We start from the raw sequence: 14,012 nt of genomic DNA on the forward strand, positions 1-14,012 counted from the left end.
CGTTGTCACCTAAGATGACTCGTCGTGATCGACGCAGACTCTCCCCACGGCCCGGCTGGAACTACTACGGTCAGAATTGCCCGATGGACGCCGGGCGGGTGCGTCTGGTGCGGTAGCACCGACAGCGTCGAGGACTTCCGAAACGAGCCGCGCTGTGGTCTGTGCCGCGAGAAGGAAGCCGTCATCGACGAGGCCAAGCACTTCATCGGGATGTACGGCCTGCGGCCCCTGGGCGGCACGCTGGCGTCCGAGGACGAGGAGGAGCGCGAGTACCGCGTCACCGCTCGGGATGCGCGTGAGGTGCTCAACCGCATTCGGCTCGAGAAGCTGCCCGATCCTGCCGCCGTCCGCAAAGCCTTGCGCCCCAGGGCCGCTGCCGCGGGCAACGCACCGGCCTCCACGACGTCCGGAACGCCCGCGAAGGCACCGACGAAGAAGTCGCAGGCCGGCGTCACCGGGATCGATGCGATCGAACTGCAGTCCCGTGTGCAGAAGTTGCTCGGCCAGCTCACCTCCGTCGACGAGCAGATCAGCGCGCTCGACGGCGTTCAGGGCCTGCCGGCACGTGCGCGCATGAAGGATCTCGAACGGCAGCGCACCACTGTCCTGTCGACTCTGGCCGCGCTCGAGAAGGCTCGTCGCCGCACCAACTGATCCACGTAGTCTGATCGAGTGCTGCGCAAGCGTTCGATCTCACGGCAGGTGCTCGACGTCGCCTACGCCGTCGTCTTCGTTCTGCTCATGATGCCGTCCACGCTGGACGGCCCGTACGGTTCCGCAGGCTTCGGCGTCCTGGTCGGTTTCGGCGTCGCGCTGGCAGTTCGGCGACGGTCACCGCGACTGTCGTTAGCACTGGCCTGGGTGCTGGCCGTCGTGCAGATGATCAGCGGGGTACTCCCCCTCTCGGCGGACATCGCAATCTTCGCGATTCTGTACTGCTCGGCCGCGTACGGCGACAACGTGCTTCGACGCCTCGGGCTCGCTTCGGCCGTCGCCGGTGGCGTGATAGCGGCTCTGTACCTGGCGTTCGTGGACGGCAATCCGTTCGGCCCGGCCACGGAAGAGGGCTTCCAGGAACCCCGACTCCTGCAGTTCGCCTTCCTCCTCGTCGGCCTGTGGGCGATGCTCGGGTTGTCCTGGGCCCTGGGTCGCTTGGCCTATGCCCGGCGCACCGCCATCGAATCCGCACACGCACGTGAGCTCGCCGAAGTGCATCAGGCCCGCGCCGAACACGAAGTGGCAATTGAGCAGGAGCGCAACAGAATTGCCCGCGACATGCACGACATCGTGGCGCATTCGCTCGCCGTGGTGATCGCGCAGGCCGACGGTGCACGCTATGTGCGCGCCGTCGACCCCGCTGCCGTCGACACTGCCCTGACGACCATCTCCGACACCGCGCGCGAGGCGCTGTCCGACGTTCGGGTGTTGCTCGGACAGCTGCGCCACAGTCAGGGCGATCTCCCGAACCCCACCCCCGACGATCTCGAGCGCCTGTTCGACCAAGTGCGTGCGACCGGCCTGACCATCGACTCGTCGATCGACACCACGTCGGTGTCGTTGGGTGCCGGTGCGCACCTGGCGCTCTACCGGATCGTGCAGGAATCGCTGACCAATGCCCTACGTCACGGCGATCCCGACAAGCCGGTGATCGTCACCATCGAATCCGACTCCGCCGGCATCGAACTGACGGTGTGCAACAGCGTGCCCTCGGCGCGTTCGACGTCGGAATCGGGCGGCCACGGAATCGCCGGTATGAAAGAACGCGCCAGCCTCGCCGGTGGCATGTGCACCGCGTCCGGCGACGGGTCGTCGTGGACCGTGACAGCCTGGCTTCCTGCAGGCGGCTCATCCACGAAGGGAATCAGCTGATGTCCGATCGAATCAAGGTAGCGCTGGTCGACGATCAGCAGTTGTTCCGCGCGGGCATCCGCATGCTCATCTCCTCGCAGCCCGATCTGGAGTTCGTCGGTGAGGCGGGCAACGGGAAGGAAGCCGTCGAGCTCGCCGCGTCGGCACGTCCCGACGTGATGCTCATGGACGTCCGGATGCCTGTGCTCGACGGTATCGCCGCGACCGAGCAGATCGTGGCCGGATCCGATACTCCCCCGCGGATTCTGGTGCTGACGACGTTCGACCTCGACGAGAGTGCGGCGCGAGCGATTCGTTCGGGGGCAAGCGGATTCGTACTCAAGGATGCCGACCCGGAATTTCTGCTCGCGGCGATCCGGACGGTTCATGCAGGCAACTCGGTGATCGCCGCGTCGGCGACGACGGGTCTGCTGGCGCATTTCACGCCGACACCGGTGGTGCCGAAGGTGCCGGCCGAGTTCGCCACCCTCACGGCGCGGGAGAAGGAACTCTTCCGACTCACCGCCCGCGGGCTGAGCAACTCCGAGATCGCCGAGATGGAATTCCTCAGCGAGGCGACGGTGAAAACGCACATCAGTCGCATCTTCGCCAAGCTGCACCTGCGTGACAGAGTGCAGTTGGTGGTCTACGCATTCGAGCACGGACTCAACTCGCCTTGACCTGCTTGGGACTGACACCGAAGTCATCCTGTAGATGTACGACGCAGAGACTCGCGCCTGATTACTCGGGGCCGCTGAGTTCATAGCGTTGTGGGCATGACGATCACAGCAGGCCCTGTTGCCCGGGCATTCCAAGTCAGCAAACATTTCGGCGACTCGTCCAATCCGGTGAGCGCCCTCGACAACGTCTCTCTCGACATTCACGGTGGCCAGTTCACCGCCATCATGGGACCGTCCGGTTCCGGCAAATCGACACTCATGCATGTGATGGCGGGATTGGACAACGCCAGCTCGGGTCATCTGATGCTGGCCGGTGCGGACATCACCTCGGCGAACGACGACGCACTGACCACGCTGCGACGCAAGCAGGTCGGCTTCATCTTCCAGTCCTTCAATCTCGTTCCCACCCTCGATGTTCGGGGCAACATCCTGCTGCCGTTCGAGCTCGACGGCCGTGCACCCACCGCCGAGGAGGCGGCCTGGATCGAGCAGCTAATCGACACCCTGGGGTTGCAGGCGCGGGTGAACCACCGGCCGCATCAGCTCTCGGGTGGGCAGCAGCAGCGCGTCGCGATCGCCCGCGCGTTGGGGACCCGTCCACATCTGATCTTCGCCGACGAACCCACCGGCAACCTCGATTCCCGCACCGGCCGTGAGGTTCTCGGCCTACTCGCCGCGGCGGTGCGCGAGTACGGCCAGTCGATCGTGATGGTCACCCACGACCCCATCGCGGCAAGCTACGCCGATCGCATCGTCTTCCTCGCCGACGGGCACATCGTCAACGAACTGGGACGTTCGAGTGCGGAACAAATTTCGAGCTACATGCTGGGAATGGAGAGCGTCCGATGAGTGGGTTGACATCGGCTCAGGCGTCGAAGGAGCACGGTGCCAGTCTTCTGGTGACCTCGCTCGCGTCGTTCTTCGGTGTGGTGTTGATTCAGGCAACGGCGTTTCTGGTCGACATCTTCGGGGATACCGACGGTGCTGCCGTCACTGCGCTGTACAGCGTGGCGCTGGTATTCATCGGTCTCGCACTGTATGTCGCGGCGGTGGTCACCTCGAACACGTTCGCGACGATCGTCGCGGGCCGCACCCGCACCATCGCTCTTCTGCGCTTACTGGGTGCACGGGCGCGTGACCTGCGTCGATCGGTGGCCAGGGAAGGCTTTCTCGTCGGATTGTTCGGTGGTGCACTCGGTTTGGTTGTCGGTGTCGGAGCGAGTCATCTGGCCCGAGCCGTTGCGGTCTCGGCCGGTCAGCTGCCGGACGTGCAGTACACGTCCGTCCAACCGCTGGTGATTCTGCCGGTGGTCATCGTGGTGCTGACGACGACCCTCGCGTCGTACGTCGGGTCTCGAAAGGTGCTGGACGTGACTCCTGTTCAGGCAACGGGGGGTGCCGTGGACACGGGAGTGGAGGCTCCGCGGTCGCGTCGAATCAGGACGGGCATGTCGATCGTGCTGATCGCCGGCGGAGTGGCACTGCTCGGGCTCGGAATCCTGATCGGGATGGTGAACCCGACGGGTGTGCTGGTCGCGTTCCTCGGCGGTGTCGCCTCGTTCACCGGCATCATGGTCGGTGCCTATCGAATTCTGCCCGCAACGCTGAGGCTGGTCGGGAAACTGTTCGGCCGCGGACCTGCAGCAAGACTGGCCTCGGCCAACGCAATTCGCTATCCGGATCGCAGCACCCGCACCGCGGTGGGATTGCTGATCGGGGTGACGCTGGTGACCACGTTCGCGGTCGCGATGTACAGCTACCGGACGATGCTCGTCAACGAGTTCGACGAAGCCTCCGTCGACCAGGTCCTCACCGTGACAGTGGGAATCATGACCGGACTGATCGGCTTCTCGGCCGTGATCGCGGCGGTCGGGATGGTGAACAACCTGCTGCTGAGCATTCTGCAGCGCACCCGGGAGATCGGTCTGTTGCGTGCACTCGGATTCACCCGCAAGCAGATTCGGTCGATGATCGTCTCGGAGAGCAGCCAGATGGTGGTGGCCTCGATGGGCTTCGGGCTGATCCTCGGCATCGGATACGGCTGGGCCGCAGCACAATCGCTGCTCGGCTCACTGGATTCACGCGGACTCACGGCCCCCACTCTGCCGTGGTCCGTCATCGCCGGAACCGTGCTGTGCGGTGGCCTCCTCGCACTCGGGGCATCACTGACTCCGGCACGACGGGCGAATCGAATTTCGCCGGTGGTCGCGTTGGCGGATGCCTAGCCTCGTGTTCGACAGTGCTGGGTGATGCCGGCCGGGCAGGGTTGCGCACTATCGCCGCCGATCGACGGGATTCCGTCGATCGGCGATCGTTGTGTGCACTGGTGCCCACTCTGCCGGGCACTGCCTGTGGATAACGTCATCGAGTTATCCACAATTGCGAGATTGCCACTGTTGCAGAGGCTCCCCAGACGCAACGGTGTAGCCATGGGGGTTTACACAGTGCAGCAATTGGTGGCGCAAGGGCTCAGTACGAGCGGCATTTCGAGACGATCGCGGTCGGGGGAGCTCGTGCGCCTGCTGCCGAAGGTCTACGCGACGGAGAAACCGGACTACCTCGGACTGTGCACCGGTGCGCTTCTGTGGAAACCGGACGCCGTGTTGAGCCACGAAAGTGCGGCCTGGTTGTGGGGACTGATCGATTACGAACCGCGACTCGTCTCTGTCACGGTGGCCCCGAACGTCCAGTCGAGATCGGTGCCGTGGGTTCGAGTTCATCGCCGACGCCTCGTCGAGGTCCAGCTCCACCGAGGCCTGCGAGTGGTGTCACTGGAGCAGACATTCGTCGACGTCGCGACCTCGTTGTCAAAGCCCGATCTCGAGAAATTCTTCGACGACGCCATCGACCATCATCTGCCGTGGCGACGGGTTGCCGCACTGTGTGACACGGCAAAGGGAATGCACGGGATGGCTTCCGTCCGGAAGCAGCTTCGAACGTGCTGCCCCAGAACACGATCAGAGCCGGAGCGAGTGGTAGCGCGGGCGTTGACAGCCCGCAACTTCACGATGGAGATCAATGCGCGCGTCGGGAAGTTCTACGGCGACCTGGTCGACTTTTCCGCACGAGTGATCGTCGAAATCGATGGCCGAGAGTTCCACACGGATCCCGCCACGTTCAACAACGATCGTCGACGCCAGAACGAGTTGGTGCTCGATGGATGGTTGGTGCTCCGCTACTCGGCGGCCACGGCGCTTGCCGACCTCGATCGCGTCGTGGACGAAATCATCGCCGTGGTGCGGCGTCGTCGGAAGTCGATCGCAGCAACGGACCGCCGACTGCCCTGAGTACGCGGCTGCGGCGGGCAGGGTTGCGCACTATCGACGCCGATCGACGGAATTCCGTCGATCGGCGATCGTTGCGTGCACTGGTGCCCACTCCGGCGGACCCGCTACCCGTCCTTCCGCGCAAGAATGAGTGCGAAGCGGGAGTCGGCGTCGGACCAGAGATGTTCGACGCCGAATCCCGCCGCAGCGAGTTCTTCGGTGATGCCCTCCGGCCGGAATTTCGCCGAGATCTCGGTGCGCAGGTCCTCACCGGCGTCGAAGTGCACGTGCAGATCGAGGTCGGCGAGGTACACCTCCTGCGGCGCGTTGGCCCGTAGCCGCATCTCGATCCACTCCTGCTCGGCATTCCACAGCGCGACATGCTCGAAGGCATCGGGATCGAAGTTGCCACCCAGGCGAGAGTTGATCACCGACAACACGTTTCGATTGAACTTCGCGGTCACTCCTGCGGCGTCGTCGTACGCCGGAACGAGCACGTCCGGGTCGATCACCAGGCCGACACCGAGCAGCAGGTGCTCACCGGAATCGAGGGCGTCGGCGATGGCTCCGAGAAACTCCCGGCGTTCCTCGGGGATCAGGTTGCCGAGCGTTCCGCCCAGGAATGCAATCGTACGAGCCTGGCCGCTGGGCAGATTGTGCAGCGTGTCGGTGAAATCGCTGACGATGCCGCGCACCTCGAGCGCCGGGAACTCGTGCGAGATCTGCTCGATGGCACCTTCGAGGGCCGTGACGGATACATCCTGCGGTACATAGGTTTCGAGCGATCCATGCTTCACCCCGGCGGAGAGCAGGATTTTCGTCTTCTCCGACGAGCCGGAGCCCAGCTCGATCAACATCGTCGATCCGGTTGCTTCCGCGACGTCCAGAGCGTGCTCCTCGAGGAGGGCGCGCTCGGTACGCGTCGGGTAGTACTCCGGCAGCACCGTGATCTGCTCGAAGAGCTCGCTGCCCAGTGCGTCGTAGAAGTACTTGGGCGAGAGCCACTTCGGGTCGGCAGTGAGACCGTCCCGCACGTCCTTACGCAACTCGTCGAGCAATGCTGTGTCGGCCAAATGTACGTCCACCGTGCTCATGACGCTCCTTTTATGATTCCAGGCTGGAAATGGTGAGATCGGTTGTCGTGGCGACGACCATCCGTCGGTCGTCGATGAAGATCCAGTCGGGTCGATCGTCGAGGGGTTCGGAGGCGATCGTCACCGAATCCTCGGTCCGCAGAACCGACAGCGAATGATGCACCGCCGTGGCGTACATGCTCTCGCCGTCCGACAGCAGAAAATTCAAGCGCGCCTTGGGCGAGGTTGCGAGAACCCTGCCGACCAGCATGCGCAGTGCCGACTCGGGATCGTGGGTGCGCAGCAGGTTCTGCAGCACGACCCACAGAGCGGCGGCATCGGTCGGCGCAGGTAATGCGAGCGCGTCGACGTGCGGCACCTCCGACCACAGGTCGGCCATCGACTGCGGCCAGCCGAACACCACACCGTTGTGGCTGAATGCCCAACGGCCGTCGGTGAAGGGGGCGCAGGCGGTGCGCTCCACCGGCATTCCCACGGTCGCCGATCGCACCGCCGCGATCACCGACGTCGAATCGATCTGCGGCAGAACATCGTCCACCGCCGGATCGGTCCAGATGGGCATGGGATTGCGGTAGCTGTGCACCGCTGCGTCGCCGTCCCACCATGCGACACCGAATCCGTCGGCGTTGATGGTGCCGCCGCCGCGCATGTCGCTGGGGGCATACGCCTGCACACGCAGACTGTGTTCACCTTCGGTGAGCACTCCCCCGACGGACGTGCAGGGGCCGAGATACCCGAGATGACGGCACATTCAGCTGGACTCGACGTCGCGGGCCAACCGGAATCCACTGAAGATCTGACGGCGGATCGGGTGGTCCCAGTTACGGAACGTGCCCCGGCACGCCACCTCGTCGGTGCCGAACGACCCGCCGCGCAACACCTTGTAGTCGCCGCGGAGAAACACCTCGGAGTACTCGGCGTACGGGAAGGCCTCGAAGCCGGGGTACGGCTCGAAATCGGAGGAGGTCCACTCCCACACGTCACCGATGAGTTGGTGCACGCCTGCTGCAGAGGCACCGTCGGGATACGCGCCGACGTCTGCCGGTTCCAGATGCCGTTGATTCAAATTGGCATGTGCCGCAGTGGGTTCGGCGTCGCCCCACGGGTAGGCGTTGCTGGAGCGGGTCTCGGCGTCGAATCGCGCAGCCTTCTCCCATTCCGCCTCCGTCGGCAGACGCTTGCCTGCCCACCGCGCGTAGGCGTCGGCCTCGAACCAACACACGTGCACGACGGGCTGATGCGGTCGCACCGGACGGCGCACTCCGAAACTCCGACGCCACCAGGTGCCGTCGGAGTCGGACTCCCAGAACTGCGGCGCGGTCAGGTTCGCGTCGACGCGATGCTGCCACCCCTTGTCGGTCCACAACTCGCGGCGTTCGTAACCGCCGTCGGCAATGAAGTCCATGAACTGCGCGTTGGTGATCGGGGCCCGGTCGATGGCGAACGTCGGTACGTGCACCGTGTGGGCCGGTCGCTCGTTGTCGAGAGCCCACGGATCGAGCGAGGTCCCCATCGAGAACGATCCACCGGCGATGACGGCCTCGCCCGACACCGGTGTGACCGAACTGGGAGGCGCAGGAGCGGTCAGAACCGCAGGTCCCGAACGTAGTTGATGGGTCGCGAGCATGGTCTCGTCGTGTTGCTGCTCGTGCTGGGCGATCATGCCGAACGCGAAGCCATGTTTCTCGACCGGCCTACCCTCGAAAGTGCTGTGGTCGAGCACATCCCAGGCCTTGTCGCGGACGGTCTGGACGTAGACGCGCGCCTCGTCCGGAGTGAGCAGCGGAAGGGACGTACGCGAGGAACGAGTGTGCTTGAAGGCGTCGTACAGCTCGTCGATGTCGGGACGCACCGGATCCCGTCCACCGACATCGCGGACGAGCCAGAGCTCTTCCTGGCTACCGATATGGGCGAGATCCCAGACCAGCGGGCTCATCAACGGCGAATGCTGCGACATCAGTTCGGTCTCGTCCACGCAATCGGTGAGCGCCGCACTGCGGGCTCGGCTGCGCGTGAGTACGGTTTCTATCCTGCTCCTGAGTTGTTCGGCGCTCACACCGATTCCTTTCGAGTCCGAAGTTCCCGTGCCGCCGTGTCGAGTTCGCTGGGGGGCTCGCCGGCACTGCATCGTCGAGACGCTGCCGACAAATGGTCGGAGAACTCGCCACCGACCTCCGCTGCGAGGTCGAGCAATTCGGTTGCGGCTGTGCGGAGCTCGCGATCTGCCAGCCCGACGCGGGCCGCGTCGAGCCACCGTCCCGCCGTGCCGCCACCGATCTCGGTGGCTCGGGCCACCAGTTCGGGGGTGGACAGCAGCGCCTCGAACGCCGCCGCCGGAACCACCCACTGCCCGTCCGGTTGCGCGTCGAGATAGCGAATCTCGAAGTGCCCGCAGGCGCGCACCTGAGGGAACAGGGTGGTCAGGTGATAGTCGAGATCGCTGTAGGTCGGCGGGCGTCCGACGATGCCGGGATCGTCCACCCACTGCGCGAACGTGGTACCCGGCGGCGCTTCCCAGTTCTGCGTGACGCCCTGGATGCAGAGCAACGGAACGTCGAGTGCCCACCGTGCGTAGTCGGTGATCGGGTCGCCGGTGTTGGGCACCGACGTTCTGCTGGAATCCGTTCTGCTGGAATCGAGTTCGAGCCAGGTTCGCATCCGCTGGGATGCCCAGCGTCCCGCGGGTGCACCGGAAAGTTCGGGAGAGCGAGCGAACGCAGCCACGAAGGCAGGACCGATGACGTGGAGCATGTGCCAGCGCGCGGCGACCTCGGCACGATCACGACCCGCGTCGACGCTCACTTGAGCCGCTGCGGTGTTGCACATCATCAGCTTTCCGAAGGGGCCGATGGTGGTGAACCGATTCTCCATCGCGCAGTACCGCGGTAGCACGAGGAGACGTTCGGGTGCCCGAGCAGTATCGGCCGGAACGGACGCGATGTCGATGCCGGCCTTACCGAGAATGTCCCGCAGCAGCCGCGCATCGGCGTCGAGCATCGGTGCGAGTTGGGAAACGGATAGATAAGGCGAACTGGACAATTCGACCTGACCGCCGGGTTCGACGGTGACGATGCTGCCGCCCGGCAACGACAGGGCGGGTGACTCGGGATCGATACTGCGCGGGGAGTGAACACCGAGCGCAGCGGCCAGAGCTGGGAGGGTCGGACGCGTTCCGTCGTCGAGGGCGGTGAGCCACTCGAGTTCGGCACCGATGAGAGCCGGTGGCCCCAGCTTGAAACACACCTTCGATACATATGCCTCTGCTGCCGGGCGCGAGCTCAGCCCGAGAGACTTCTCGTTGGACGACACTCATTCCTTCTTTCCGCACTCAACACGTTCTCCGCTCGGAGTACGTACCCAGCAGCGGGGATCGAAAACGCCGCGATCCCTCGTCTGATCGAGGCTACCGATTGTGGAACTCTGGTGCCCGAGAGTTCGCTACCGAAAGGACGACCGATGCTCGATCACGACCGCATTCGACGCGACACCCCCGGTGCGTCGGGCCGGGTCTTTCTCGACAGCGCCGGATCGTCTCTACCTCCGAGCGTCGTCCTCGATACCGCGATCGCGCACCTGCGCCGGGAAGCGGAAATCGGTGGCTACCGGGCCGCGAACGAACGACTCGATGATCTCGCCGCGGTCAAGACCTCGATCGGAACCTTGATCGGAGCCCCGGCGTCGAGCATCGCATTGAGCGATTCTGCGACCCGGGCCTGGACAGACTTCTTCTACTCGGTGCCGCTGTCCCCCGGTGACCGAATACTGCTGTGCGAGGCCGAATACGCCAGCAACGCGATCTCCGCCCTCCACCGCGCCGAGGTCACCGGCGCAACGGTGGAGATCGTCCCGAGTGACGAATCGGGACGCATCGACGTACACGCACTGGAATCGATGCTCGACGACCGGGTGAAACTGGTCTCGGTGGTGCACGCCCCAACCAACGGCGGACTGATCAATCCGGCCCGTGCCGTTACCGATCTCGCGCACCGCCACGGCGCACTGGTCCTGCTCGACGCCTGCCAGTCCATCGGGCAGATGCGCATCGACGTCGAGGAATTGGGAGTCGATGCCCTCTCGGCCACCGGCCGCAAATGGCTGCGCGGCCCCCGCGGAACCGGCTTCCTCTATCTGCGACCGGGATTGGCGTCGACGCTGCATCCGCCGGCCCTCGACCTGCACAGCGCTCAATGGGTCGACCGACAGACGTACCGAATGGCCGACGATGCCACACGATTCGAGTTCTGGGAATGCGACGTCGCGGCCAGACTCGCGCTCGGGGCGGCCGTCGACTATCTCCTCGAGCTCGGCGTCGACCAGGTCGAGGAAGCCGTTGTCGAACGTGCCGAATACCTGCGGGCCGGGCTCCGGAAGATCCCCGGAGTGACCGTGCACGACCTCGGCGACCGCAAGAACGGCATCGTCTCGTTCACCGTGGACGGCGAAGATCCCGTGGCCGTGCGCGACCGACTCGGGGAGCGCGGGGTGACCGTGACCGTCAGCCACCGCAGCTCGACCCGCCTGGACATGACCGGCCGGGGGCTCGACGCGGTCGTGCGTGCATCTCCCCACTATTTCGTCACGTTCGCCGAACTGGACACGATGCTCGCTGCGCTCGCAGGTGAGTGACACTTCGTAGCAGGGGTCGACGTTCCGTACACGTAGAGGGCCACACCGATTGCCGAGATCACCAGCCCACCGAGTCCGAGCCAGGTGATCGCGTCGTCGAACATGAGCCAGGCCCACAGCATCGTCGTCGGCGGGGTCAGGTAGAGCAACACACTGGCGCGGGTGGGCCCGTTGCGACGCACCACGAACAGGTACGCGCCGTACGCACCGAAAGTCGAGAGCACGACCGTCCACGCGACAGCTGCCCAGAAGCCCATCGTCATGGGCGGTGCGACATCACCGGCCAACGCGCTCCATGTCATGAAACCGGCTGCGCTGATAGAACATTGGATGGCCATCGCCAGCGCGATCGGCTCCTTCGGTGCCAGCACTCGTTGACCGATCGTGCCCATCGACAGAGCCAGCATCCCGGCCGCCGGTAGTAGATAGACGAGCCAGGCGAGGTCGGCACCGGACAGGTCCCCCAGCACCACCAGCGAGACACCTGCGATGCCGACGACGAGTCCCAGACTCTGCCGTCCTCCGACGCGTTCGGCGAAGATCCTGCTCGACGCCGTCGCGACGACCAGCGGCTGAAGTGCGGCGATCAATGCGGCGACTCCCGGTGGCACACCCATACCGATCCCGGTGATCGTGGCACCGAGGTAGAGGAACTGACAGAAGAGGCCGAGGACCGCGTGGATTCGGATGGCGCGCCAGGTGGGGGTCAGCCTGCGATATCGGCACCAGACGATCAGTAGAACCGCAGCCGCGACATAACGCCAGGCCAGCAGTGTGTGGGCGGGCGCTTCGGCCGTTCCGAGTTCGGCTCCGATGAAGCCCGAACTCCACAGCACCACCAGTGCCGTACCTGCGACGGCGTCGACATTCGCTTTCATGCTGTGATGTAAACACACAGGTCTGTATACTTGCAGTGCACCTGCTTCTCACCAGCGCTTCCGGAAGGCAACCATGCTCGACAAGCCCCTCACCCCCGCCGGAGAACGCATCCTCGCCGTCGCCAGCGAGCTGTTCTACGCCCGCGGCATTCGAGCCGTCGGAGTCGACCTGATCGCGGAGGAGGCAGGCACCACGAAGAAGACCCTGTACGACCGATTCGGATCCAAGGACGGCCTGGTACAGCGGTACCTCACCCGTCGATACGCTCTGTGGTGCGATCACGTGACGGAATTCGTCGATGCCCTCGAACCCGGCGACGCCCGCATCCTCGGGGTGTACGACGCCCTGGACGTCTGGATGCGCGACAACTATCGCGGCTGCGGATTCGTCAACGCCTTCGCCGAGTTCGGCGGCACCGACAGCCCGGTGCTCGCGATCATCGAGTCCGAGAAAGCCTGGACCAGATCGTTGTTCGCGCGACTGGCCACCGAAGCCGGATACCCCGATGCCGAACAGCTGGGAACCCGACTGTCGGTGCTGCACGAGGGCGCGGTGGTCATGGGGACGGCAGGAGCTCGCGATGACGCCATCGTGGTCGCGCGGGGCATCGCGTCGGATCTGCTCGCTGCGCTCGCAGGTGCACGTCAGTAACTGCGGTCGTTACGCCGGCTCCACTGCGGGCTCGTAGCAGGGGTCGAGCTTCCACGCACGTGACGTGGTCGTGTATTGTTTCCCAGGTTGTCTCGGCGAGGGTAGATCCGAATAGTTCCGGATCCACCGTTATCGACGCGGCTCGGCCCCGTTGGCCGCGCTCGTTCGTGTCCGCCCCGACGAGCTTGACCGCCCGACGAAGTACGCCGCACGAACCACATTTATCAGGAGCATCCAGCACCATGGCATCGAAGGTAAACAATCTCACCGCGCTCGTCCGCACCGAATTCGGCAAGGGCGCTGCCCGCCGCACCCGTCGCGACGGCCTCGTTCCCGCCGTTCTGTACGGACACGCTACCGATCCCCAGCACCTCGCGCTCGACGCTCGCGCGTTCGCAGCCGTGCTGCGTAACGACGGCACCAACGCCGTGCTGACCCTCGACATCGACGGCAAGTCGCAGCTGGCGCTGACCAAGTCGATCGTCGTGCACCCGATCCGTCGCAGCATCGAGCACGCCGACCTCCTCGTCCTGAAGAAGGGCGAGCGCGTCACCGTCGAGGTCAACATCATCGTCGAAGGCGATGCAGCGCCCGGCACCCTGGTCGTCACCGACTCCACGTACATCGAGATCGAGGCCGACGCCCTGGAGATCCCGGAGAACTTCGTCATCTCCGTCGAGGACAACCAGATCGACACTCAGTACTACGCAAAGGACGTCGAGCTGCCCGAGGGCGTCACCCTGATGTCCGACCCCGAGCAGCTGCTCGTCAACGTCGTCGAGGCACCGTCCGAGGAAGAGCTCGAAGCCGACGGCGAAGGCACCGAGCCGATCACCGAAGAGGGCGAGGCCGAAACTCAGGAAGAGGCCGAGAGCCACGAGGATTCGGACGACGAGGAGAGCAAGGACAGCGACAGCTGATCTCGCTCCACCGACCGCGTACGACGCGCTGCTCCCACACCGGGAACA

The 14,012-nt window shown here is 64.9% G+C and carries 14 protein-coding genes; 9 read left to right on the forward strand and 5 right to left on the reverse strand.

The features are described from left to right. Positions 1-24 precede the first annotated feature (24 nt). From R3P95_RS06185 to R3P95_RS06210, 6 genes are all read left to right on the forward strand, one after another. Positions 25-654 (forward strand): hypothetical protein, encoded by a 630-nt coding sequence (locus tag R3P95_RS06185; RefSeq protein WP_231893907.1) that lies wholly within the window; start codon positions 25-27, stop codon positions 652-654. A gap of 18 nt (positions 655-672) precedes the next feature. Further along, entirely contained in the window at positions 673-1,869 is a 1,197-nt protein-coding gene (locus R3P95_RS06190) for a sensor histidine kinase (RefSeq protein WP_317547697.1), read from the forward strand. Next, positions 1,869-2,528 carry a response regulator gene (locus R3P95_RS06195; protein WP_068049838.1) on the forward strand — a complete coding sequence of 220 codons (660 nt, stop codon included), beginning with the start codon at positions 1,869-1,871 and terminating at the stop codon, positions 2,526-2,528. The genes R3P95_RS06190 and R3P95_RS06195 overlap by 1 nt, the downstream gene beginning before the upstream one ends. A gap of 96 nt (positions 2,529-2,624) precedes the next feature. Next, complete coding sequence (locus R3P95_RS06200) at positions 2,625-3,377, forward strand: ABC transporter ATP-binding protein (RefSeq protein WP_300520976.1); 753 nt, start codon at positions 2,625-2,627, stop codon at positions 3,375-3,377. Then, a complete protein-coding gene (locus tag R3P95_RS06205; RefSeq protein WP_317547699.1) occupies positions 3,374-4,753 on the forward strand; it encodes an ABC transporter permease in 1,380 nt (459 codons plus the stop codon). The genes R3P95_RS06200 and R3P95_RS06205 overlap by 4 nt, the downstream gene beginning before the upstream one ends. Positions 4,754-4,957: 204 nt before the next feature. Then, a complete protein-coding gene (locus R3P95_RS06210; RefSeq protein ID WP_317547700.1) occupies positions 4,958-5,815 on the forward strand; it encodes a DUF559 domain-containing protein in 858 nt (285 codons plus the stop codon). Between the two features lie 104 nt (positions 5,816-5,919). On the opposite strand, the gene egtD is transcribed toward R3P95_RS06210, so the two are convergent. From egtD to egtA, 4 genes are read right to left on the reverse strand one after another with little or no spacing between them, the layout of a single operon-like run. Next, positions 5,920-6,888, reverse strand: a complete 969-nt coding sequence (gene egtD, locus R3P95_RS06215; RefSeq protein WP_317547701.1) for an L-histidine N(alpha)-methyltransferase — start codon at positions 6,886-6,888, stop codon at positions 5,920-5,922. Positions 6,889-6,898: 10 nt separating this feature from the next. Next, complete coding sequence (egtC, locus tag R3P95_RS06220) at positions 6,899-7,639, reverse strand: ergothioneine biosynthesis protein EgtC (RefSeq protein WP_317547702.1); 741 nt, start codon at positions 7,637-7,639, stop codon at positions 6,899-6,901. Next, positions 7,640-8,944 carry an ergothioneine biosynthesis protein EgtB gene (egtB, locus tag R3P95_RS06225; RefSeq protein ID WP_317547703.1) on the reverse strand — a complete coding sequence of 435 codons (1,305 nt, stop codon included), beginning with the start codon at positions 8,942-8,944 and terminating at the stop codon, positions 7,640-7,642. It abuts the gene before it with no gap. Then, on the reverse strand, positions 8,941-10,197 hold the full coding sequence (gene egtA, locus R3P95_RS06230) for an ergothioneine biosynthesis glutamate--cysteine ligase EgtA (protein WP_317547704.1): 1,257 nt from the start codon (positions 10,195-10,197) through the stop codon (positions 8,941-8,943). The genes egtB and egtA overlap by 4 nt, the downstream gene beginning before the upstream one ends. A gap of 147 nt (positions 10,198-10,344) precedes the next feature. Between egtA and R3P95_RS06235 the strand changes: the two genes are divergently transcribed. Next, the gene (locus R3P95_RS06235; RefSeq protein ID WP_317547705.1) at positions 10,345-11,514 is read left to right on the forward strand and encodes an aminotransferase class V-fold PLP-dependent enzyme; all 1,170 of its coding nucleotides are present in this window, start codon (positions 10,345-10,347) and stop codon (positions 11,512-11,514) included. Here the strand turns inward: R3P95_RS06235 and R3P95_RS06240 are convergent. After that, a complete protein-coding gene (locus R3P95_RS06240; protein ID WP_317547706.1) occupies positions 11,457-12,392 on the reverse strand; it encodes a DMT family transporter in 936 nt (311 codons plus the stop codon). The genes R3P95_RS06235 and R3P95_RS06240 overlap by 58 nt on opposite strands. 73 nt (positions 12,393-12,465) lie before the next feature. Between R3P95_RS06240 and R3P95_RS06245 the strand changes: the two genes are divergently transcribed. After that, positions 12,466-13,044: a TetR/AcrR family transcriptional regulator gene (locus R3P95_RS06245; RefSeq protein WP_317547707.1), complete on the forward strand. Its 579-nt coding sequence runs from the start codon at positions 12,466-12,468 to the stop codon at positions 13,042-13,044. 242 nt (positions 13,045-13,286) lie between these two features. Further along, a complete protein-coding gene (locus R3P95_RS06250) occupies positions 13,287-13,964 on the forward strand; it encodes a 50S ribosomal protein L25/general stress protein Ctc (RefSeq protein ID WP_317532641.1) in 678 nt (225 codons plus the stop codon). The last annotated feature ends 48 nt before the right edge of the window (positions 13,965-14,012 follow it).

It is taken from the genome of Rhodococcus cercidiphylli, assembly GCF_033042225.1.
Classification (GTDB): Bacteria; Actinomycetota; Actinomycetes; order Mycobacteriales; family Mycobacteriaceae; genus Rhodococcoides.